This window comes from Variovorax sp. N23, from assembly GCF_025486315.1.
Lineage (GTDB): Bacteria > Pseudomonadota > Gammaproteobacteria > Burkholderiales > Burkholderiaceae_C > Variovorax.
On record NZ_JAOOPY010000021.1, the window covers coordinates 36,588 to 56,785 of the forward strand.

The window sequence follows — 20,198 nt, forward strand, 5'->3', positions numbered from 1 at the left end:
CATGCGAATCCTGTTGATCGAAGACGACGCCGTGCTGCACGACGTCATGCTGCGCAGCCTGCGCGATGCCGGCCACCGCGTGGACCTGGCGACCAATGTCGAAGATGCCGACCACCTCTGGCGCGTACAGCCTTTCGACGCGGTGCTGCTCGACCTGAATCTGCCAGCCACGTCGAGCCCCACCAGTGGGCTGGCCAGCGGCCTGCAGGCGCTGCGCCAGGCACGCAGCCGCGGTGACCGCACGCCGGTGCTGGTGCTGACCGCGCGAGACCGCACCGACGAGCGCATCGCGGGCCTCGACGCCGGTGCCGATGATTACCTGGGAAAGCCCTTCGATCTGGCCGAGGTCGAGGCACGGCTGCGCGCCCTGGCGCGGCGCGCGCAGGGCACCGACGATGTCTCGACGCTCGGCCAGTTGCGGCTGGACCGCAAGGCGCGGCGCTTCGGCGTGGCGGGCGTGCCGCTCGACCTGCCGGCGCGGGAGTTCGAGGTGCTGTGGGAACTGATGAGCCCGCCCGGCCGCACGGTGAGCAAGCGCGAGCTGTCCGACAAGCTGTCGAGCTTCGACGAATCGCTGGGCGCCAACGCGCTCGAAGCCTTCATCTCGCGCCTGCGCAAGAAGTTGTCCGGCAGCGGCGCGAGCATCCGCACGCTGCGCGGCATCGGCTACCTGCTCGAAGCCGAGGCGCCGTGACAGCGGAGGTACGCGCAGCGGCGCCGTCGCTCACGCGGCGCGTGCTGCGCGGCGTGCTGCTGCCGCTGGCGCTGACCTGGCTGGTAGGTACTGGCGTGGCGCTGGGGGTGGCCAACAGCTTCACGGAACAGGCCTTCGACCGCACGCTGCTCGACGATGCCTATGCGGTGTCGTCCAACGTGCGCGCCACCGCGGGCGGCATCGAGCTGCTGCTGACGCCGCGCGAGGTCACGGCGGTGCTGTTCGACCAGACCGAGGCGGTGCACTTCGCGGTGCTGCAGATGGATGGCCGGCGCCTGGCGGGCGAGGCCGGGCTGGACGCGCCCGTGCCCGAGGGCGATGCGTCCCATCGCTTCTCCGACATCGTGTTCCAGGGCCAGACCTTGCGGGCGGTGGTGCTCAACCATGCCGAAGCCAATCCGTACCGCGTGCTGGTGGCGCAGACCACGCGGGCGCGCTCGGCGCTGGTGGAGCGCCTGCTGGTCTACGCGCTGGTGCCGCAGATCCTGCTGCTCGCCGTGCTGGCGGTCTGGCTGTGGCGCCGCATCAACCGTGAGTTGCGGCCCCTGGGCGAACTCGAGGCCACGCTGGACCGTCGCGATGCGAACGACCTGTCGCCGGTGCCGGTGGCGCGCAGTTCGCGCGAACTCGAGCGGCTCGGCGAGGCGATGAATGCCCTGTTCGTGCGGGTGGCGCACAGCGTGCGCGCGCAGCGCGAATTCGCCGGCAACGTGGCGCACGAGCTGCGCACGCCGCTCGCCGGCATCCGCGCGCTGGCGGACTACGGCCTGGCGCAGAAGGATTCGGCCGTGTGGCGCGAACAGCTCGAACGCATCGCCGCGAGCCAGGCGCGCGCCAGCCACCTGGTCGACCAGTTGCTCGCCCTGGCCCTGGCAGACGAAGGCCGCACGGCGCTGCAACGTGCCCCGGTGCGGCTGGATCTGCTGGCGGAAGAAGCGGTGATGCGCCATCTGGCGCGGGCCGACGTGAAGGGCATCGATCTGGGCGCCCAGGGCCTGGATGCCGGGCCGGTGACGGTGCAGGCCAATGCCGCGCTGGTCGAAGGCATCCTCGACAACCTGCTGGACAACGCGCTGCGCTACGGCGGCCGCACGCTCACCGTCGAACTCGACGGCGGGGTGCTGAGCGTGGTGGACGACGGCCCCGGCATTCCTGCCGCGTCGCGGCAGGCGCTGATGCAGCGCTGGGCGCAGGGCGCCGACGGGCAGAAGCTGGGGCAGGGGGCCGGGCTCGGGCTGTCGATCGTCGCGCGCTATGCGCAACTGCTCGGTGCCCGGCTGACGCTGGACGATGCCGATGCGCGCGGCGGGCTGCGCGTGAGCCTCGCTTTCCCGCCGGGGTCTGCGCCGGGGACCGATCAGCCGAGCGTCGGATAGTCGGTGTAGCCCTTCTCGCCGCCACCGTACATCGTCGCCTTGTCGACCTCGTTGAGCGGTGCGTTCTCGCGCAGGCGGCGCACCAGGTCCGGGTTCGAGATGAAGGGCTTGCCGAAGGCCACGAGGTCGTCGCCTTCCTTGACGGCCGTCTCGGCGAGAGGCTTGTCGTAGCCGTTGTTCACCATCCAGGCACCCTTGCCGCCGGCCTGGCGGTAGGCGGCCTTGAGGGCCTCGTAGTCGAAGGGGCGGTCGGCGATCTCGCGCGGGCCGCCGGTGGCGCCCTCGATGACGTGGATGTAGGCCAGGTTCATCGTCGCGAGCTGCTTGACCACGTACTCGAACAGCGGCTGCGGATCTTCGTCATAGGCATCGTTGGCCGGCGTCACGGGCGACAGCCGGATGCCGGTCTTGCCCCCGCCGATGGCGTCGGCGATGGCGCGCGTCACCTCCAGCAGCAGGCGGGCGCGGTTCTCGATGCTGCCGCCGTAGTCGTCGGTGCGCTGGTTGCTGCCGCGCTTGAGGAACTGGTCGAGCAGGTAGCCGTTGGCGCCATGCACCTCGACGCCGTCGAAGCCGGCCGTCTCGACCGCGTTGCGGGCCGCGGCGGCGTAGGTGTGGACGATGCCGGGCAGTTCGTCGGCCCGCAGCGCGCGCGGCTCGGAGGTCTCGACGAAGCTCGCCACGCCGTTCTTGATGAGCACGGTCTTGCTCTTGGCCGTGATGGCGGAGGGGGCGACGGGCTTGCCGTTGTCGGGTTGCAGGTCGGTGTGCGAGATGCGGCCGACATGCCACAGCTGCACCACGATCTTGCCGCCCTTGGCATGCACCGCGGCGGTCACGCGCTTCCAGCCGTCGAGCTGTTCGGTGCCGTACAGGCCCGGCACGTCGGCGTAGCCCTGGCCCTGGTGGCTGATGGCCGTGGCTTCGGTGATGAGCAGGCCGGCGCTGGCGCGCTGCGCGTAGTAGGTGGCCGTGATCGGCAGCGGGATGGCGTTGGGCGAACGGTTGCGCGTCAGCGGTGCCATGACGATGCGGTTGGCCAGATGCAGGTCACCGGCCTGGACGGGATCGAAGAGCGTAGGCATGGGTCGTGTTCGTGTTGTCGTGTGGTTGCTGAGGAAAGCGTGCGCCAAGCGTAGGCCGCAGCGACCAACCGTGCTGCTGCGAGGTTGTCGGTCTTGGTGTAGCTAGGCCGGCCGGGCGCACCGTTGCGCTTACTTGCCGGCGCTCTCGGCCTTCATGGCTTCCTGCACAGCCGGGCGGGCGCCGACGCGGGCATGCCAGGCGCGCAGATGGGGGTAGGGGGTGAGGTCGAAGGCCAGCGGCTTGGCCCAGTTGGTCACCGTGAAGAGGTAGCCGTCGGCCACGGTGAAATGCTCGCCCATCAGGTAGTCCTTGCCCTCGATCTCCTTGTCGATCCAGGCGAAGCGCGCCTTCAGGCGTTCCTTCGCGATGGTCTTCGCTTCCTCCGGCATCGACGGGTTGAACAGCGGGCTGAAGCCCTTGTGGACCTCGGTGCCGATGAAGGTGAGCCATTCCTGCAGGCGGTAGCGCTGCAGCGTGCCGGCGGCCGGTGCCAGGTTCTTCAGGGGCGCCTGGTCGGCGATGTACTGCACGATCGCAGGGCCTTCGCGCAGGCGCGTGCCGTCGTCGAGCTCGAGCAGCGGCACGTAGCCGAGGGGGTTGATGCCGTAGTAGTCGGTGCCGTCCTGGAGCTTGTGGCTCTTGGTGCTGGCCAGCACCGGCTCGAAGGCGATGCCGGCCTCGTGCAGGGCGATGAAGGGCGAGAGCGAACAGGCGCCGGGGGAGTAGTACAGCTTCATGCGAAGGCTCCGATCGGATGGTGGGAAGGGCTTGGCGAGAGGCGCCGCCGGGGGCGGACCTGTCGAAGAAGGCCGATCGTAGCGGGTGGATCGCGGCCTCCGCCGGCACCGCGTTTTTGTCCTACGGCGGCTCGCGGAACGCGACTATCCGCCGGATGGGCCGGGTTTTCTACGCTCGTCCCCCAGGCGGTACGGTGCTGCCGACAAGGAGTTCGCATGTTGAAGTACGCCATCATTTTCGCGATCGTCTCGCTGGTCGCCGGTGCGCTCGGCTTCGGCGGCGTCGCCGCCGGCGCGGCCGGGATCGCCAAGGTGCTGTTCGGTCTGTTCCTGGTGCTGGCCGTGGTCTTCCTGGTGCTCGCTGCGCTGGGCGTGGGAGCCGTGCGAAAAGCGATCGATTGAGGGGCAGACGGCATCGGAGCACCCCGGGGGCTGGTGCGGCGGTAGAGCGGCCGAGGGATGCTATAAAAAGCATAGCAACACAGCACGTCGGCAAGAGGCTCGCAGCGTTGTTCCTGGGAAACGGCCGGGTGCCCACACAGGCGGCATTGGCGGGCGGCGGCGCTTAAAATCACCGCCCCCTCTCTTGCAGAGTCCCGCCGCGCACGCGTGAGTGCGCCCATCCAGATGCTGTATCCCCAAGAATTCGATGTGATCGTCGTCGGCGGCGGCCATGCCGGCACCGAAGCCGCGCTCGCGGCCGCCCGCATGGGCGCGAAGACCCTGCTGCTCACCCACAACATCGAGACGTTGGGCCAGATGAGCTGCAACCCGTCGATCGGCGGGATCGGCAAGGGGCACCTGGTGAAAGAGGTGGACGCGCTGGGCGGCGCGATGGCGCTGGCCACCGACGAGGCGGGCATCCAGTTCCGCATCCTCAATTCGAGCAAGGGTCCGGCCGTGCGTGCCACCCGGGCGCAGGCCGACCGCGTGCTCTACAAGGCGGCGATCCGGCACCGGCTGGAGAACCAGCCGAACCTGAGCCTGTTCCAGCAGGCCGTCGACGACCTGATGGTGGAGGGCGACCGCGTCGTCGGCGCCGTGACGCAGGTGGGCATCCGCTTCCGGGCGCGGACCGTGGTGCTCACGGCGGGCACCTTCCTGGACGGCCGCATCCACGTCGGGCTCGACAACTACCAGGCCGGGCGCGCGGGCGATCCGCCGGCGATCAGCCTGTCGGCCCGCCTCAAGGAATTGAAGCTGCCGCAGGGCCGCCTGAAGACCGGCACGCCGCCGCGGCTGGACGGGCGGAGCATCGATTTTTCCAAGTGCGCCGAGCAGCCGGGCGACGGCATGCCGGGCGGTGCGACCGACGTGATGCCGGTGTTCAGCACCATGGGCCGTGCCGACATGCACCCGCGGCAGATGGCCTGCTGGGTCACCCACACCAACGCCCGCACGCACGAGATCATCCGCTCCGGCTTCGACCGCAGCCCGATGTTCACCGGGAAGATCGAAGGCGTGGGGCCGCGCTACTGCCCGAGCGTCGAGGACAAGATCAACCGCTTCGCCGACAAGGACAGCCACCAGATCTTCCTGGAACCGGAAGGGCTGACCACGAACGAGTACTACCCGAACGGCATCTCGACCAGCCTGCCTTTCGACATCCAGTACCAGCTGGTGCGCTCGATGGTGGGGCTGGAAAACGCGCACATCCTGCGGCCGGGCTACGCCATCGAGTACGACTACTTCGACCCGCGCGAACTCAAGAGCAGCTTCGAGACGCGGGCGATCCAGGGGCTGTTCTTCGCCGGCCAGATCAATGGCACCACCGGCTACGAAGAAGCGGCTGCGCAGGGCTTGTTCGCGGGCATCAACGCCGCGCTGCAATGCCGCGGCGAGGAGGCCTGGCTGCCGCGACGCGACGAGGCCTACCTCGGCGTGCTGGTCGACGACCTGATCACCAAGGGCGTGACCGAGCCCTACCGCATGTTCACCAGCCGCGCCGAGTTCCGGCTGCAGCTGCGCGAGGACAACGCCGACATGCGCCTGACCGAGACAGGGCGCCGCCTGGGCCTGGTGGACGATGCGCGCTGGGAGGCGTTCTCCCGCAAGCGCGATGCTGTTTCACGTGAAACACAGCGCCTGAAGTCGATCTGGGTGAATCCCCGCAACCTGCCGGCCGCCGAGTCGACCCGGGTGCTGGGCAAGGCGATCGAGCACGAATACAACCTGGGCGACTTGCTGCGCCGGCCGGACGTCGACTATGCGACGCTGATGTCGCTGGACGGCGGCAGGTACGCGCCGGCCCAGGCGCTGGATGCGGCCGAGGTCGAACAGGTCGAGATCTCCGCCAAGTATTCCGGCTACATCGACCGCCAGCACGACGAGGTCGAGCGTGCGTCGCATTTCGAGAACCTCAAGCTGCCGGCGGACTTCGACTACGGCCAGGTGGCCGCGCTGAGTTTCGAGGTGCGCCAGACGCTGGCACGCCAGCGCCCGGAGACGCTGGGCCTGGCCTCGCGCATTTCGGGGGTGACGCCGGCAGCCATTTCGCTGTTGATGGTGCATCTGCGCAAGGGCGGCCATCGGGCGTTCGCGAAGACGACCGAGGCCACCGAGGCGACTGCGGCATCCGCGACGTCCGACACCGAATGAGCGGCGAGGCGACCCTGCGCGCGGGCGCTGCGCAGCTCGGGCTGGCACTGGACGATCGGCAGTGCGAGCGGCTGCTGGCCTACGGCGCGCTCATCCTGAAGTGGAACAAGGTCTACAACCTGACGGCGCTGCGCGACCCGGCGACGGTGATGACGCACCATCTGCTGGACAGCCTGTCCGTCATCGCGCCGCTGCAGCGTGAGCGGCCGGGCGCGACGCGCCTGCTGGATGTGGGGGCCGGCGCCGGACTGCCCGGTGTGGTGATCGCCATCCTGCGGCCCGATATCGATGTCACCTGCCTCGACGCGGTGGCCAAGAAGACCGCCTTCGTCCAACAGGTCGCGGCGGAATTGAAGCTGCCCAACCTCCGGGGCTTGCATGCGCGCGTCGAGACGCTGACAGGCCGCTACGACGTCATCAGCAGCCGCGCCTTCGCCTCGCTGCCGGACTTCTACAACGGCTCGATGCAGTTGCTGGCCGAGGAGGGCGTCTGGCTCGCCATGAAGGGCAAGGTTCCGGCGGATGAACTGGCCGCACTGCCGCCTGGCGTGGACGTGTTTCACGTGGAACAACTGACGGTGCCCGGCCTCGATGCCGAGCGCTGCATCGTCTGGGCGCGAAAAGCCGCCGGCTGAAGCCTGAAGAGGGCGCCGCGGCGCCGGGGCTGACTTAGACTCGACGCTCCCTTTCTTCAGGCACTTCCCATGTTCGGCATCGCTGATTACGGCGCTTTCGTTGCGGCCATCGTTCTGTTCCTCGCGATTCCGGGCCCCGGCAACCTGGCGCTGATCACCTCGACAGGGAAGGGCGGCATTCGCGGCGGGCTGGCCGCCACGCTGGGTGTGATCGCCGGCGACCAGGTGCTGATGTGGATGGCGGTTGCCGGCGTCGCCGCGCTGCTGGCCGGCTACCCGGCTGCCTTCCACGCGGTGCGCTGGCTGGGCGCCGCCTACCTGGCCTGGCTGGGCTTCAAGATGCTGCTGGCCAGGCCCGGTGCTGCGCCCATCCTGAACATCCGCCCGCGCCAGTTCGCGCGGCAGGCCTTCTTCATCACGCTGCTGAATCCCAAGGCGATCGTCTTCTACATGGCCTTCTTCCCGCTCTTCGTCGATCCGGTGCGCCATCAGGGTGTGGTCACCTTCGCCGCGATGGCGCTCACGATCGCGGTGCTGACCTTCGCCTATGGCCTGGCCGCGACGCTGCTCACGCACTTTCTGGCCGAGCGCATGCGCGCCAACCCGCGCATCTCCATGACGCTCGAGAAGCTGGCCGGCGTCTTCCTGATCGGCTTCGGCGTCAAGCTCGCCGTGTCGCGCTGAAAGGGACCGGACGATGGCCAAGATTTTCTGCATCGCCAACCAGAAGGGTGGCGTCGGCAAGACCACCACCACGGTGAATCTCGCCGCCGGGCTGGCCAAGGTCGGTCAACGGGTGCTGATGATCGACCTGGACCCGCAGGGCAACGCCACCATGGGCTCGGGCATCGACAAGCGCCAGCTCGAGACGACGGTGTACGACGTGCTGCTGGAGTCGTCGTCGGTCGCCGAGGCGCGGGTGAAGTCCGAATCATGCGGCTACGACGTGCTGGGCGCCAACCGCGAGCTGGCCGGCGCCGAGGTCGAGATGGTGGCGCTGGACCGCCGCGAGAAGCGCCTGCGCACCGCCCTGGCCGCCGTGGGTGCCGAGTACGACTTCATCCTGATCGACTGCCCGCCCAGCCTCAGCCTGCTGACGCTCAACGGCCTGTGCGCCGCTCACGGGGTGATCGTGCCGATGCAGTGCGAGTACTTCGCGCTCGAGGGGCTGACCGACCTGGTCAACACCATCAAGCAGGTGCACGCCAACCTCAACAAGAATCTGCAGATCATCGGCCTGCTGCGCGTCATGTTCGATCCGCGCATCACGCTGCAGCAGCAGGTGAGCGAGCAGCTCAAGGCGCACTTCGGCGACAAGGTGTTCGACACCGTGATCCCGCGCAACGTGCGGCTGGCCGAGGCGCCGAGCTACGGCCTTCCGGGCGTCGTCTTCGACCCCGCCGCCCGCGGCAGCCAGGCCTTCGTCGCCTTCGCCCAGGAACTGGTCACGAAGATGCTGCCGGCCAGCGCCTTCGCACCGTCGGCCCCTGCCGCCCCTGCGCCGATCGACCTGCCCGCGACGCTGCAGGGGGCGGACGGCGGCCTGCAGCCATGACCGCCCCCGTCACGCCGGCCACCACCACGCTCCTGCTGCCCGGGTGGAAGAACAGCGACGCGACCCATTGGCAGAGCCGGTGGGAAGCCGTGCACGGCGACCGGCGCGTCGAGCAGCACGAGTGGATGCGCCCCCGGCGCGGTGACTGGTCGGCACGGCTCGAGGAGGACGTGCTGGCGGCGCCGGGCCCGGTGGTGCTGGTGGCGCACAGCCTCGGCTGCATCCTGGCGGCCGCCTGGGCCGCGCATTCGCGCCACACCGGCCGCGTGCGCGCCGCCTTCCTGGTGGCCCCGGGCGACCTCGAGCGCGACGACTTGCGCCAGATGATTCCCGGCTGGGCGCCGATCGTGCGGCAGCCGCTGCCCTTCCCGGCGCTGATGGTCGCCGCCGCCGACGACCCGTACTGCGATGCGGCCCGCGCCCGCGGCATGGCTGCCGACTGGGGCGCACGCTTCGTCGACCGCGGCGCGGGCGGCCACCTCAACGGCGAGTCCGGCCTGGGCGACTGGCCCGAAGGCCGGGCGCTCCTCAACGAATTCCTGAACGACAACGAAGATTGACCTCGATGGCCACCAAGAAACCCAAGGGCCTCGGCCGCGGACTCGAAGCCCTGCTCGGCCCCACCTACAACGGCGGCAGCGACGGTGGAAGCGGCGACGCCGGCACGGCCGCTGGCGGCGCCTCCGCCGCGAACCCGACCGTCCTGAAGCTCGACCAGATGGTGGCGGGCGTCTACCAGCCGCGCACCCGCATGGACGAGGGCGCGCTGTACGAACTGGCCGAGAGCATCAAGGTGCAGGGCATCATGCAGCCCATCCTCGTGCGCCGGCTCGATGCCGAATCGGCCGCGGCGAAGGACGCCGAATACGAGATCATCGCCGGCGAGCGCCGATTCCGCGCCGCCAGGCTGGCGGGGCTGGACAGCGTGCCGGTGCTGGTGCGCGACGTGCCGAACGAGGCCGCGGCCGCGATGTCGCTCATCGAGAACATCCAGCGCGAAGACCTGAACCCGCTGGAAGAGGCTCAAGGCCTGCAACGGCTGGTCTCGGAGTTTGGGCTCACTCACGAAATGGCGGCGCAGGCCGTGGGGCGGTCGCGCAGCGCGGCCAGCAACCTGCTGCGGCTGCTCAACCTGGCGGAGCCGGCGCAGGCCATGCTGATGGCTGGCGACATCGACATGGGGCATGCCCGCGCGTTGCTGTCGCTGGATCGCGGCACGCAGATCACCGCGGCGAACCAGATCGCCGCCAAGAAGATGTCGGTTCGGGAAGCCGAGGCGCTGGTCAAGAAGCTGGCCGCCGAGTTCAGCCTGACGCCGTCGCCGCGGCGCGGCAACAGCGCCGAGAAGTCGCGCGACCTGCAGCGGGTGGAGGAAGAGCTGGCCGACCTGCTCACGGCCGAGGTCGAGGTGCGCATCAAGAAGCGCAGCAAGCGCGGCGGCAAGGTGGAGGAGAGCGGCGAGCTCGCCATCCACTTCGGCTCGCTGGATGCGCTCAACGGCTTGATCGACCGCTTGCGCAGTACGGCGAGCTAAGCCGTCAGAGCGAGAAGATCTTCCCGGGGTTCAGGATGTTCTTCGGGTCGAGCGCGCGCTTGATGGTGCGCATCATGTCGACCGCGCCGGCGCCGGCTTCGTCCACCAGGAAGCCCATCTTGTGCAGCCCGATGCCGTGCTCGCCGCTGCAGGTGCCTTCCAGCGCGATGGCGCGCGACACCAGCGCGTGGTTGAGCACCTCGGCCTTGGCGCGCTCCTCGGCGTCGTCGGGGTCGATCAGGTAGCCGAAGTGGAAGTTGCCGTCGCCCACGTGGCCGACCAGGAAGTAGGGGATGCCGCTGGCATCGGCCTCGGCCACCGATTCGAGCAGGCAGTCGGCCAGCCGCGAGATCGGCACGCAGGTGTCGGTCGAGATGGCGCGGCAGCCCGGGCGCGACTGGATCGCCGCGAAGTAGGCGTTGTGCCGCGCCGTCCACAGGCGCGTGCGTTCTTCCGGGGTGGTGGCCCACTCGAAGGCGTTGCCGCCGTGGCCGCTGGCCAGTTCCTGCACCGTCTCGGCCTGTTCCTTCACGCCGGCGGGCGAGCCGTGGAATTCCATCAGCAGCATCGGCTCCTCGCGCAGGCCGAGCTTGGCGTAGGTGTTCACCATGCGCACGGTATTGCTGTCGATCAGCTCCACGCGCGCGATCGGCACGCCGAGCTGAATGGTCTCGATGGTGGTGCGCACCGCCGCCTCGATGCTCGGGAAGGAGCAGATCGCGGCCGACACGGCCTCGGGCAGCGGGTAGATGCGCAGCGTGATCTCGGTGATGACGCCCAGCGTGCCTTCGCTGCCGACCATCAAGCGCGTGAGGTCGTAGCCGGCCGAGGACTTGCGCGCCCGCGTGCCGGTGCGGATGGTCTCGCCGCTGGCCGTGACCACCTCGAGGCCCAGCACGTTCTCGCGCATGGTGCCGTAGCGCACGGCGTTCGTGCCACTGGCCCGGGTGGCCGCCATGCCGCCGATGGAGGCGTCGGCGCCCGGGTCGATCGGGAAGAACAGGCCGGTGCTCTTGATCTCTTCGTTGAGCTGCTTGCGCGTCACGCCCGGCTGCACGGTGACCGTGAGGTCGTCGGCATTGACGGACAGCACGCGGTTCATGCGCGAGAGGTCGATGCTGATGCCGCCCTGCACGGCCAGCAGGTGGCCTTCGAGCGATGAGCCGACGCCGAAGGGAATCACCGGCACGTCGTGGTCGCTGGCCAGCTTCACCGCATCGGCGACGTCCTGCGTGCTCTCGGCGAAGACCACGGCGGCGGGCGGCGGCGCCTCGAAGGACGACTCGTCGCGGCCATGCTGCGTGCGCACGGCCAGCGCCGTCGAGCAGCGCTCGGCGAAGCGGGCCTTGAGTGCGTCGAGCAGTGCCGCAGGCACCTCGCGCAGATGGAGTTCGGGCAGCAATTGGGCTGCGGTGGTGGGCGCATTCATCGGTTGTCTCCTGAGGCGGTCTACCATTCTATGAACCGCATCCACGAAAGTCTTCGCCATGGGCAATCGCCTCACCCAGATCGCCACCCGTACCGGGGACGACGGCACCACCGGTCTCGGCGACAACAGCCGCGTGCCCAAGGACCATCGGCGGGTCCAGGCCATGGGCGACGTCGACGAGCTGAACTCGCACATCGGCCTCTTGCTGTGCGAGCCGATGCCTGCGTCGGTGCGTGAGCTGCTGGTCGACGTGCAGCACCAGCTCTTCAACCTGGGTGGCGAGCTGTCGATGCCGGGCTACACGCTGCTCAAGGCCGAGGCGCTGCTGCAACTCGACCAGGCCCTGGCCACGCACAACGCGACGCTGCCGCGGCTGGCCGAATTCATCCTGCCCGCCGGGACGCGCGCCGCCTCGCAGGCGCACGTCTGCCGCACCGTGGCGCGCCGGGCCGAGCGTGCCGTGGTCGCGCTCGGCGCCGACGAGGCGCTCAACGACGCGCCGCGCCAGTACCTCAACCGCCTGAGCGATCTGCTCTTCGTGCTGGCGCGGGTGCTCAACCGTGTGGACGGGGGCGATGACGTCTACTGGAAAAGCGAGCGTCTGACGCGCGCAGCGGCGGAGGCGGCGCAGCATCCAGGCACCGCATCGACAGAGACCGATGAATGAAGCAAGGAGCCTTCGAATGACCCGAACTGATTTCTCCCACGGCTGTGCGGCTGCAGCCCTTTGCATGGCGCTGGCCGCGCCCTTGGGCGCCATGGCGCAGAGCACCGACCACCCACCGCCGCGCAAAGGCACCGTCATGCATGGCGTCGAACGTGGCAGCAACGCAGCGGCCCGCGGTGTCGACCGTGCCGACCACGCCACGCGCCGCGACGTGGCGAACGTGTCCGAACGCGCGAGCCGCCCGGTCCGCCATGTCGGCGAGGCGATCGGCCGCAAGCTGCCCGGCGGCACGCGCCATCCCGCACCGCCGCCGATCGGCCCGCAAAGCACCACGCCCTCACCTGGCTGAAACGGGCTGAGCCGGCGCACGGGCGAATGCCTCACGGATACCCGCGCTTACCGCCTTCACCCGATGCGCATCTGCGCTGTGGTGGGCCGACACATACCGGGCCCACACTGGAACCCTCATCCACGCAGAAGGAGTTTCAGATGAACAAGACATCCAAGGGCATGACCCTCGTCGCAGCCGCCATGGCCCTGTGCATGGCCGGCAGCGCCTTCGCGCAGGATCGCCGGGGCGATGACCGCGGACCGCGCGGCAACGACCCGCGCTTCGAACAACGCGACCGACATGATGACCGCCGTGGCCCCCACAACGATGCGCGTCCCGACCGCCAGGACTTCCGCGATGGCCGCTTCGCCGATCGTCGCGGCTATCCGCAGCCGCATGTCGAATGGCGTCGCGGCGGGCGCGTTCCGATGGAATACCGGGGCCGCAACTATGTGGTCGAGGACTGGCGCGGTTACCGCCTGCAGCAGCCGCCGCGCGGCTACCAGTGGGTCGGCGTCGGCGGGGACTTCGTGCTGGCCGCCATCGCCACCGGTGTGATCGCGCAGATCATCTCGGCGCAGTAACCAGCAAAACCCAAGAAAAAGGCGCTGTCCGCGAGGGCAGCGCCTTTTTTGCGTCGTCGGCTCAGACGGCAGAGGGCGTGGTCAGTTGAGCGCATACGTTGCGCCCGGTGATGGTGAGGCGCAAGCCGCCCCCATGCCATTCCAGCCAGTTGAGGGCGACGAAGCCCTCGATGTCCTGATCGTCGATCAGGTCCGCCTGGCGATGGTTCAGCCGCTCGACCGTGAGCGGCAAGGCCTGCCGCAATCGCTCACGCAATGCAGCCGCTGCGGCTGCCTTCACTTCGATGCGCGTCTGCTGGGTCGATGCCATGGCGGATCCGTTTCGCAAGCTGAGGATGTCTTCCACTGTAACCTTTGAGCGCGACAGTGGATGCGACTATTTGCCGACGCCTCAGCCGAAGCGCAAGGAGCGCAGCCCCACTGTGCGATCGATCACGATCACGACCGCCAGCGTGAGCAGGATGCTCACCGTCGACACCGCCGCTGCCGTCGGGTCGAAGTCCCAGCGCAGGTAGTCGAACAGCTGCAGCGGCAGCGTCGTCATGCCGATGCCCTTGAGCAGCAGCGACATGTTGAACAGGTCGAAGGAGATCACGAAGGCGAACAGCGCGCCGGTGATGATCCCGGACTTGATCAGCGGCAGCGTCACGCGCATGAACGCGCGCACCGGCGAGGCCCCCAGGCTGCGCGCCGCCTGCTCGAGCGAGGCGTCTTGGTTGTAGAGCGTCGACGCCACGTTCGTGAACACGTAGGGCAGCGTCACCAGCACATGGCCGACCACGAGGCCGAACATGGTCCTGGTGCCGATGCCGCTCGCATACAGGAAGAACAGCAGCGCGATGGCCGTGAGGATCTCCGGCAGCATGAGCGGCAGCATCAGCAGCAAGCGCAGGCCTTCGCGAAAGCGCGTCGCGTAGCGCACCACGTACAGCGCACCGGTCACGCCGATCACCGTGGAACACACGGTCGCGATGGCCGCGATCTTCAGCGAGGTGCCGATGGCGCGCATGAAGGCCTCGTTGGCGAACAGCGTGCCGAACCAGCGCAGCGAGATGCCCTGCGGCGGGAAGGTCAGGAACTCCCCTGCGTTGAGCGACATCAGCACGATGATCACGATCGGCAGCAGCAGGAACACGTAGACCGCGCCGACGTAGGCCAGGCCCAGGCCGTCGGCCAATCGGCTGCCCATGGGGTTGCGCTTCACTGGATGCCTTTCGTGAAGAGGCCGGCGATGCGGGCATAGACGAAGACCGCCGCCATGCCGCAGAAAGCCAGCACCAGCGCCTGCGCGGCGCCGACCGGCCACTGGAAGTTGTCGATGAGGTTCTGCACCACCAGCACCGACATCGTCTTGACCTGTGCGCCGCCCAGCATCACTGGCGTGACGTAGGCGCTCAGCGTGAGCACGAAGACCAGGATGGTGCCGGCCTGGATGCCCGGCCACGACAGCGGCAGGATGAGCCGCCAGAACACCTTGAGCCGCGACGCGCCGAGCGAGCGCGCAGCCTGCTCCAGCGTCGGGTCGATGGCCTGGATCACGCCCACCAGCGGCAGGATCATGAAGGGCAGGAACACGTGCACCAGCGCGATGGTCACGCCCAGGCGGTTGTTCATCAGCTGCAGGCCGGTCTCGATCAGGCCGATGTCGATCAGCGCGCGGTTGATCACGCCGTTGCCCGACAGCAGGATCAGCCAGCCGAAGCTGCGCACCACCACGCCCACCAGCAGCGGCGATAGCACCAGCACGTAGAGCAGGCTGCCCCAGCGCGACTTCGTGCGCGCGAGGTGGAAGGCCACCGGGTAGCCCAGCAGCAGGCAGATCGGCACGGTCGTGAGGCCGAGCAGGAGCGTGTCGCCCAGCACGCCGAGCAGGTAGCCGTCGGTGAGTTGGGTCGCGTAGTTGCCGAGCGTGAAGCCCTTGCCGTACGGCGCGCCGACGGCCGGCGGGCGCAGGCTCATGCTCACGATGTTCAGGTAGGGCAGCAGCAGGAACACGCCGATCAGCACCAAGGCCGGCACGATGAGCCAGAAGGCGCGGCGCGACAGTGGTTGCGGGCGGCGCTGTGGGACGATCGCGGTCGTGCCCATGGGAAGCGTCACGGCGCTCATGCGTCGGCCGCGATGATCCAGGCATGGCCGGGATCGAAGGCGAAGGCGGCGCGCGCACCGGCGTCCACGCGCCGGCTCGGCGCGGTTTGCACCAGCAGGCGCTGGCCACCGGCGCACTGCACCGTGTGCTCGACCGTGCTGCCGAGGAAGTAGGTGGCCTGCACGCTGCCGGTGTAGGGCCCGTCGGCCTGGAAGCGGATCGCTTCGGGGCGGATCGTCACGTTCACCGGCTGACCGCTCGCGAGCGGCTGGTCGTAGCAGGCCGGCACGTCGCCCAGCGACGTGCGGATGCGGTACGTGGGGTAGGGCCCCGCTGCATCGGTCAGTCCCTCGACGCGGCCTTCGATCAGGTTCGAGCGGCCGATGAAGCTGGCGACCTCGATGCTGCGCGGACGCAGGTAGATCGCCTCGGGCACATCGAACTGCAGCAGCCGGCCTCCGAGCATCACGGCCACGCGGTCGGACATCACCATCGCCTCGGCCTGGTCGTGCGTGACGTACAGCGTGGTGATGCCCACGCGCTTCTGCAGCTCGCGGATGAACACGCGCATGTCTTCGCGCAGCACCGCGTCGAGGTTGGCCAGCGGCTCGTCGAGCAGCAGCAGGCGCGGCTCGATGACGAGCGCGCGCGCCAGCGCCACGCGCTGCTGCTGGCCGCCGGAGAGCTGGCGCGGATAGCGCTCGGCCATGGCCGTGAGCTGCACCATGGCCAACACCGCGTCGATGCGGCGCTTCATCTCCGCCTTGCCGACGCCACGCATCTCCAGCCCGAAGGCCAGGTTGCGATAGACCGTGAGGTGCGGGAACAGCGCGTAGTTCTGGAACACCATGCCGATGTCGCGCTTCTCGGGCGGCAGGTCGGTGATGTCCTCGTCGTCCAGCCGCACGCGGCCCGCATCGGGAAACTCGAAGCCCGCCACGCAGCGCAGCGTGGTGGTCTTGCCGCAGCCGCTCGGGCCCAGCAGCGAGATGAACTCGCCCTCCTCGGTCTTCAGGTCGAGGTGTCGGATGGCCGGCGCGGCCGCCGCGTTGAAGGTCTTCTGGATGCCTTCGAGCGACACCCGGGTGGTGCGCCGCCCGAGGGCCGGGCGCACGGGGCTGGCCACGCTCACTTCATCTCCCGGTTCCAGCGGTCGGTGATGGCGGCGACCTGCGGGTTCACCTTGCTCCAGTCGAACTGGAAGATCTTCTTCATGCCCTCGCCGGACACCGGCACGTCCTTGGCGAGCGCCGCGTCGAGCTTCGACTTGGTGTTGGTGGGCGAGGTGAAGAACTCCTTGGCCATCATCTCCTGCACGTCGGGGCGCAGGATGAAGTCGAGGTACTTGTAGGCCTCTTCCTTGGCCGGTGCGTTCTTCAGCACGTTGAACGACTGCTCGAAGGCCAGCACGCCCTCGGTGGGCACCACCATCTCGACCGGCACGCCCTTCTTCTGCAGTGCCACGACCTCGGGGAAGTCGATGACGGCCACCGTCACGTCGCCGCGCGTGAGCATGGTCGACAGCGTGCCGCTCCAGTCGGCCTGCGTGAAAGGCAGCAGCTTCTTGATCTCGGCGAAGGCGCGGTCGATCGCGTCCTGCGAGCCGCCATAGAGCTTGGCCGTCATCAGCAGGAACAGCATCGCCGCGGTGTTGCCGATCTGGTAGAGGCCGATCTTGCCCTTGAACTCGGGGTTGCTCCACAGGTCGCTCCACGATTTCGGCGGCGTCTTCACCAGGTCCTTGCGGTAGCCGATGCCGATGGTCGAGACGATGGCGCGCACGCCGTTGTCGCCAGGGTTCCGCAGGAACGGATAGGCGCTGGCGAGGTTCGGCACCTTGGCCGCGGGGATGGCCTCGAAGTAACCCTCGGCGCGCACCATGCTCGCGATGTTCTCGTTGAGCATGAGGATGCTGTAGGGCGGCTTCTCGACGCCGGCCGCACGCAGGTTCGCGACGAAGTTCTTGCCCAGGCCCACGTCCAGCGTGGTCTCCACGCCGGCGGACTTCTGGAACATCGGCATCAGGTCGGAGCGCCAGAACTTCTCCCAGCGGCCGCCGTAGGTGTTGACGACCAGGTTCTGTGCGGCGGCCGAGATGCCGGGGATGGCCAGCGCCGACATGCCGGCGGCGGCGGCCATGGCCTGCAGGTAGTCGCGGCGGGAGAGGTTTTTCATGGGGGTCCTTGAAGAAGAAAAAGGAAAAGAGGAGGCGTGAGGAAAGGGCGTCAGGCCGAGGCCTTCGACGTGTCTCGCCGGTAGTCGTAGTTCTTGTTGAGCCGTTCCATCAGGTACTCGCCGTAGGGCACCGGTGGATAGAGCGGCGGGTGCGTGGCGTCGGTGCAGGTCGGCAGGCATTCGATGAGCGCGTCCATCGACGGATCGAGGAAGTAGGGCAGCGAATAGCGGTCACCGCCCGAGCGGTTGATGACGCGGTGCGGTGTCGACACGAAGCGGCCGTTGGTCCAGCGCGCCAGCATGTCGCCGACGTTGAGCACGTAGGTGTTGGCGATGGGCGGCGCCTCGATCCAGTCGCCGCCGCGCGGGCGCACCTGCAGGCCGCCCGAGTCGTCCTGCGCCAGCAGCGTGATGATCCCGTAGTCGGTGTGCGGTGCCGAACCCATCTGGTCGTCGTCCGACGGTGGCTGTGGCGGGTAGTGCAGCGCGCGCAGGAAGGTGGTCGGGTGGTCGAAGTGGTGGTCGAGCGACGTGGCCGGCAGGCCGAGGCTGATCGCGATCAACCGCACGATGTAGCGGCCCAGCCCATCGACCTCGCGAACGTACTGTTCCATGGCGGGCTGGAAGTCGGGCAGCCACGTCGGCCACTGGTTCGGGCCCTGCATCGGCAGGCCGGCGAGCAGGCCGGGGTCGTCCGGCGGCAGCTCGTGCATCAGCATCAGCGACTCGCTCATGTTGGGCCTGGTCACCTTGGCCACGGACGAGGTGACGATGGTCGAGGTCGCCATGCCCATGTAGCCGCGGTGCGCCGCGTTGATGGCGAGCGACTGCTTCCGTTCGAGCGGCGATTCGTGGAAGCGCCTCGACGCCGCGAAGGCCGCGGCGCGCGTGGCGGGCGACACCGTGTGGCCGCCGATGTAGGCGAAGCCGAGGGTGCTCAGCGCGTCGTGCAGCGCGGCGGCACTGGCCCGCGCCGCGGGGCTCTGCGGGTCGAGGTTGCCGCCGAGATCGATGAGGGGAATGGACGTCAGCATCGGGTCGTTCAGGTGGAAGAAGAGGAGGGCCGCGAGGCACCGCGCCACTGGGCCAGCAGGTCCTGCGATTCCATGACCAGGCCCAGGTGCAGCGACACCATCGTGAGGGCCGCGGCTTCGAGCTGCGGGTCGGTGCCGCGCACCAGGTCGCGCAGCACGATCACGCGGTAGTTGTGGTTGTTGGCGTCGAAGGCCGTGTTGAGCACGCAGCAGTCGGTGAAGCCGCCGTCGAGCACCACGGTCGTGATGCGCTGGTTGCGCAAGAGGAAGTCGAGGTCGGTCGGGTAGAAGGCCGACAGCCGCCGCTTGTTCTCCACGCGCATGTCGCCGGGCTCGACGCGCGTGACCCACTCGGTCCACGGCGAGCCTTCGATGGCGTGCGCATCGGCATTGGGGATGTCGCCGACGTGCAGCGGGAAGGTGCGGCGCCACGCGGACGGGATGCCGCGGATGTCGTCCACGCCATCGGGCCGGAGCGTCGACTTCACATGCACGATGCGCCCGCCGAGCGCGCGCACTTCGTCGTGGAACGCGTCGATGGGCGCGACCACATCGCGTGCGCGCGGGGCCGGGCACGGGCACTCGGGCGAGTCGTCGAGGTGGCCGCGGTGCATGTCGATCGAGATCACCGCGGTGGTGGCCGGGTCGAGGTAGTCGGCGAACTGCTGCGGGTCCAGTTCGCGTTCCTTTTCATAGACGAAGGCGCGCACTATCTTCTTTCCTCTCGCACATAGGGTTGGCCCAAGGCGCCGGGTTCACCGTCGGCGCCGCGGCGTGCGATCGCGACCCACACCATCACGGCCAGCGTGATCGCGTAGGGCGTCATCAGCACGAAGTACTGCGGCAGTTGCACGCCGGCCGCGGCGAGCTGCGGGATCAGGGCCTCGACGCAGCCGAACAGCACCGCGCCGGCCAGCGCCTTCCACGGCGACCAGCGCGCGAAGATCACCAGCCCGACCGCGATCCAGCCGCGGCCCCCGGTCATGCCGGCGATCCACAGCTTGGTGCTCACGACCGAGATGTAGGCCCCGGCGAGCCCGACCAGCGCCGAGCCCGCGAGCACCGCCGCGAAGCGCCAGGCCGTCACGCTGATGCCCGCTGCGTCGGCCGCCTGCGGGTTCTCGCCCACCGCGCGCAGGCGCAGGCCGGCGGTGGTGTGCGTGAGGACCCACACCACGGCCACGAAGATCGGCAGCGTGAGGTACACGACGATGTTCTGGTCGAACAGCCGGCCCACCAGTGGCAGGGCCGACAACGGCCACAGCGCGATGGTGCCGATGCTGCCGACCGCCACGTTGGTCCAGCCGAACAGCGTGCCCGCGAGGCTGGTGAGCCCCTGGCAGAAGAAGACCAGTGCCAGGCCCGCGATGACCTGGTTCACGCGCAGCAGGATCGTCATCACGGCGAACAGCACCGACACGGCGCTGGCCGCGAGCATCGCGAGGACCAGCGACACGCCGGGCTGCCCGAAGGCGATCTGCGCGCCGATGCCGGCCAGCGCACCGACCAGCATCAGCCCTTCGGCGCCGAGCGACAGCACGCCCGCGCGTTCGCAGACGATCAGCCCGAGTGCGGCGAGCGCATAGGGCACGGCGAAGTCGGGCGCGTTGCCCAGCCAGTTGGTGGCGATGGCGAAGGCGTCCATGGCTTCAG

At 68.9% G+C, this 20,198-nt stretch carries 23 protein-coding genes; 12 read left to right on the forward strand and 11 right to left on the reverse strand.

The features are described 5' to 3' along the window. Position 1 precedes the first annotated feature (1 nt). Positions 2-694: a response regulator transcription factor gene (locus tag N8A90_RS23460; RefSeq protein ID WP_262077641.1), complete on the forward strand. Its 693-nt coding sequence runs from the start codon at positions 2-4 to the stop codon at positions 692-694. Next, positions 691-2,091, forward strand: a complete 1,401-nt coding sequence (locus N8A90_RS23465) for a sensor histidine kinase (protein ID WP_262077642.1) — start codon at positions 691-693, stop codon at positions 2,089-2,091. The genes N8A90_RS23460 and N8A90_RS23465 overlap by 4 nt, the downstream gene beginning before the upstream one ends. Here the strand turns inward: N8A90_RS23465 and N8A90_RS23470 are convergent. Next, positions 2,073-3,176, reverse strand: coding sequence for an alkene reductase (locus N8A90_RS23470; protein WP_262077643.1), 1,104 nt, complete (start codon positions 3,174-3,176; stop codon positions 2,073-2,075). The genes N8A90_RS23465 and N8A90_RS23470 overlap by 19 nt on opposite strands. A 129-nt stretch (positions 3,177-3,305) precedes the next feature. Next, positions 3,306-3,914, reverse strand: a complete 609-nt coding sequence (gstA, locus tag N8A90_RS23475; RefSeq protein WP_262077644.1) for a glutathione transferase GstA — start codon at positions 3,912-3,914, stop codon at positions 3,306-3,308. Positions 3,915-4,130: 216 nt separating this feature from the next. Between gstA and N8A90_RS23480 the strand changes: the two genes are divergently transcribed. The 7 genes from N8A90_RS23480 (at position 4,131) to N8A90_RS23510 (ending at position 10,236) form a co-directional block, all read left to right on the forward strand. Then, positions 4,131-4,316 carry a DUF1328 family protein gene (locus N8A90_RS23480; protein WP_262077645.1) on the forward strand — a complete coding sequence of 62 codons (186 nt, stop codon included), beginning with the start codon at positions 4,131-4,133 and terminating at the stop codon, positions 4,314-4,316. 225 nt (positions 4,317-4,541) lie between these two features. Beyond that, a complete protein-coding gene (gene mnmG / locus N8A90_RS23485; protein WP_262077691.1) occupies positions 4,542-6,512 on the forward strand; it encodes a tRNA uridine-5-carboxymethylaminomethyl(34) synthesis enzyme MnmG in 1,971 nt (656 codons plus the stop codon). Beyond that, positions 6,509-7,147 (forward strand): 16S rRNA (guanine(527)-N(7))-methyltransferase RsmG, encoded by a 639-nt coding sequence (gene rsmG, locus N8A90_RS23490; RefSeq protein WP_262077646.1) that lies wholly within the window; start codon positions 6,509-6,511, stop codon positions 7,145-7,147. Before mnmG ends, rsmG begins: the two co-directional genes overlap by 4 nt. Positions 7,148-7,216: 69 nt before the next feature. Then, a complete protein-coding gene (locus tag N8A90_RS23495; protein ID WP_262077647.1) occupies positions 7,217-7,831 on the forward strand; it encodes a LysE family transporter in 615 nt (204 codons plus the stop codon). Between the two features lie 13 nt (positions 7,832-7,844). Then, positions 7,845-8,702: a ParA family protein gene (locus tag N8A90_RS23500; RefSeq protein ID WP_262077648.1), complete on the forward strand. Its 858-nt coding sequence runs from the start codon at positions 7,845-7,847 to the stop codon at positions 8,700-8,702. Beyond that, on the forward strand, positions 8,699-9,262 hold the full coding sequence (locus N8A90_RS23505; RefSeq protein ID WP_262077649.1) for an RBBP9/YdeN family alpha/beta hydrolase: 564 nt from the start codon (positions 8,699-8,701) through the stop codon (positions 9,260-9,262). Before N8A90_RS23500 ends, N8A90_RS23505 begins: the two co-directional genes overlap by 4 nt. Positions 9,263-9,267: 5 nt before the next feature. Further along, positions 9,268-10,236 carry a ParB/RepB/Spo0J family partition protein gene (locus N8A90_RS23510; RefSeq protein ID WP_262077650.1) on the forward strand — a complete coding sequence of 323 codons (969 nt, stop codon included), beginning with the start codon at positions 9,268-9,270 and terminating at the stop codon, positions 10,234-10,236. Between the two features lie 4 nt (positions 10,237-10,240). Here the strand turns inward: N8A90_RS23510 and N8A90_RS23515 are convergent, their stop codons facing one another. Further along, complete coding sequence (locus N8A90_RS23515; protein ID WP_262077651.1) at positions 10,241-11,665, reverse strand: FAD-binding oxidoreductase; 1,425 nt, start codon at positions 11,663-11,665, stop codon at positions 10,241-10,243. 58 nt (positions 11,666-11,723) lie between these two features. Between N8A90_RS23515 and N8A90_RS23520 the strand changes: the two genes are divergently transcribed. The 3 genes from N8A90_RS23520 (at position 11,724) to N8A90_RS23530 (ending at position 13,247) form a co-directional block, all read left to right on the forward strand. Beyond that, positions 11,724-12,332: a cob(I)yrinic acid a,c-diamide adenosyltransferase gene (locus N8A90_RS23520; RefSeq protein ID WP_262077652.1), complete on the forward strand. Its 609-nt coding sequence runs from the start codon at positions 11,724-11,726 to the stop codon at positions 12,330-12,332. Positions 12,333-12,348: 16 nt separating this feature from the next. Then, positions 12,349-12,681: a hypothetical protein gene (locus tag N8A90_RS23525; protein ID WP_262077653.1), complete on the forward strand. Its 333-nt coding sequence runs from the start codon at positions 12,349-12,351 to the stop codon at positions 12,679-12,681. A 140-nt stretch (positions 12,682-12,821) separates the two neighbouring features. After that, the gene (locus N8A90_RS23530; protein ID WP_262077654.1) at positions 12,822-13,247 is read left to right on the forward strand and encodes an RcnB family protein; all 426 of its coding nucleotides are present in this window, start codon (positions 12,822-12,824) and stop codon (positions 13,245-13,247) included. Positions 13,248-13,308: 61 nt separating this feature from the next. Here N8A90_RS23530 and N8A90_RS23535 read toward each other — a convergent pair whose 3' ends face one another. The 8 genes from N8A90_RS23535 to N8A90_RS23570 all read right to left on the reverse strand — a co-directional run bounded on the left by N8A90_RS23535 (position 13,309) and on the right by N8A90_RS23570 (position 20,190). Continuing rightward, positions 13,309-13,557: a hypothetical protein gene (locus N8A90_RS23535; protein ID WP_262077655.1), complete on the reverse strand. Its 249-nt coding sequence runs from the start codon at positions 13,555-13,557 to the stop codon at positions 13,309-13,311. A gap of 81 nt (positions 13,558-13,638) precedes the next feature. Beyond that, positions 13,639-14,451 carry an ABC transporter permease gene (locus N8A90_RS23540; protein WP_262077656.1) on the reverse strand — a complete coding sequence of 271 codons (813 nt, stop codon included), beginning with the start codon at positions 14,449-14,451 and terminating at the stop codon, positions 13,639-13,641. Further along, the gene (locus tag N8A90_RS23545; protein WP_262077657.1) at positions 14,448-15,347 is read right to left on the reverse strand and encodes an ABC transporter permease; all 900 of its coding nucleotides are present in this window, start codon (positions 15,345-15,347) and stop codon (positions 14,448-14,450) included. The genes N8A90_RS23540 and N8A90_RS23545 overlap by 4 nt, the downstream gene beginning before the upstream one ends. A 5-nt stretch (positions 15,348-15,352) precedes the next feature. Further along, positions 15,353-16,462 carry an ABC transporter ATP-binding protein gene (locus tag N8A90_RS23550; RefSeq protein WP_262077658.1) on the reverse strand — a complete coding sequence of 370 codons (1,110 nt, stop codon included), beginning with the start codon at positions 16,460-16,462 and terminating at the stop codon, positions 15,353-15,355. A gap of 2 nt (positions 16,463-16,464) precedes the next feature. Beyond that, positions 16,465-17,511 (reverse strand): ABC transporter substrate-binding protein, encoded by a 1,047-nt coding sequence (locus tag N8A90_RS23555; protein ID WP_262077660.1) that lies wholly within the window; start codon positions 17,509-17,511, stop codon positions 16,465-16,467. A gap of 50 nt (positions 17,512-17,561) precedes the next feature. Next, positions 17,562-18,545 (reverse strand): isopenicillin N synthase family dioxygenase, encoded by a 984-nt coding sequence (locus N8A90_RS23560; protein ID WP_262077661.1) that lies wholly within the window; start codon positions 18,543-18,545, stop codon positions 17,562-17,564. Between the two features lie 8 nt (positions 18,546-18,553). Further along, a complete protein-coding gene (locus N8A90_RS23565; RefSeq protein ID WP_262077662.1) occupies positions 18,554-19,255 on the reverse strand; it encodes a cysteine hydrolase family protein in 702 nt (233 codons plus the stop codon). Continuing rightward, a complete protein-coding gene (locus N8A90_RS23570; protein ID WP_262077663.1) occupies positions 19,255-20,190 on the reverse strand; it encodes an ABC transporter permease in 936 nt (311 codons plus the stop codon). Before N8A90_RS23570 ends, N8A90_RS23565 begins: the two co-directional genes overlap by 1 nt. Positions 20,191-20,198: the final 8 nt, after the last annotated feature.

Coding starts and splice junctions, on each gene's coding strand:
- N8A90_RS23460 (WP_262077641.1), top strand. CDS start 2: ATGCGAATCCTGTTGATCGAAGACGACGCCGTGCTGCACGACGTCATG.
- N8A90_RS23470 (WP_262077643.1), bottom strand. CDS start 3,176: ATGCCTACGCTCTTCGATCCCGTCCAGGCCGGTGACCTGCATCTGGCC.
- gstA (WP_262077644.1), bottom strand. CDS start 3,914: ATGAAGCTGTACTACTCCCCCGGCGCCTGTTCGCTCTCGCCCTTCATC.
- N8A90_RS23480 (WP_262077645.1), top strand. CDS start 4,131: ATGTTGAAGTACGCCATCATTTTCGCGATCGTCTCGCTGGTCGCCGGT.
- mnmG (WP_262077691.1), top strand. CDS start 4,542: ATGCTGTATCCCCAAGAATTCGATGTGATCGTCGTCGGCGGCGGCCAT.
- rsmG (WP_262077646.1), top strand. CDS start 6,509: ATGAGCGGCGAGGCGACCCTGCGCGCGGGCGCTGCGCAGCTCGGGCTG.
- N8A90_RS23495 (WP_262077647.1), top strand. CDS start 7,217: ATGTTCGGCATCGCTGATTACGGCGCTTTCGTTGCGGCCATCGTTCTG.
- N8A90_RS23500 (WP_262077648.1), top strand. CDS start 7,845: ATGGCCAAGATTTTCTGCATCGCCAACCAGAAGGGTGGCGTCGGCAAG.
- N8A90_RS23505 (WP_262077649.1), top strand. CDS start 8,699: ATGACCGCCCCCGTCACGCCGGCCACCACCACGCTCCTGCTGCCCGGG.
- N8A90_RS23510 (WP_262077650.1), top strand. CDS start 9,268: ATGGCCACCAAGAAACCCAAGGGCCTCGGCCGCGGACTCGAAGCCCTG.
- N8A90_RS23515 (WP_262077651.1), bottom strand. CDS start 11,665: ATGAATGCGCCCACCACCGCAGCCCAATTGCTGCCCGAACTCCATCTG.
- N8A90_RS23520 (WP_262077652.1), top strand. CDS start 11,724: ATGGGCAATCGCCTCACCCAGATCGCCACCCGTACCGGGGACGACGGC.
- N8A90_RS23525 (WP_262077653.1), top strand. CDS start 12,349: ATGACCCGAACTGATTTCTCCCACGGCTGTGCGGCTGCAGCCCTTTGC.
- N8A90_RS23530 (WP_262077654.1), top strand. CDS start 12,822: ATGAACAAGACATCCAAGGGCATGACCCTCGTCGCAGCCGCCATGGCC.
- N8A90_RS23535 (WP_262077655.1), bottom strand. CDS start 13,557: ATGGCATCGACCCAGCAGACGCGCATCGAAGTGAAGGCAGCCGCAGCG.
- N8A90_RS23555 (WP_262077660.1), bottom strand. CDS start 17,511: ATGAAAAACCTCTCCCGCCGCGACTACCTGCAGGCCATGGCCGCCGCC.
- N8A90_RS23560 (WP_262077661.1), bottom strand. CDS start 18,545: ATGCTGACGTCCATTCCCCTCATCGATCTCGGCGGCAACCTCGACCCG.
- N8A90_RS23570 (WP_262077663.1), bottom strand. CDS start 20,190: ATGGACGCCTTCGCCATCGCCACCAACTGGCTGGGCAACGCGCCCGAC.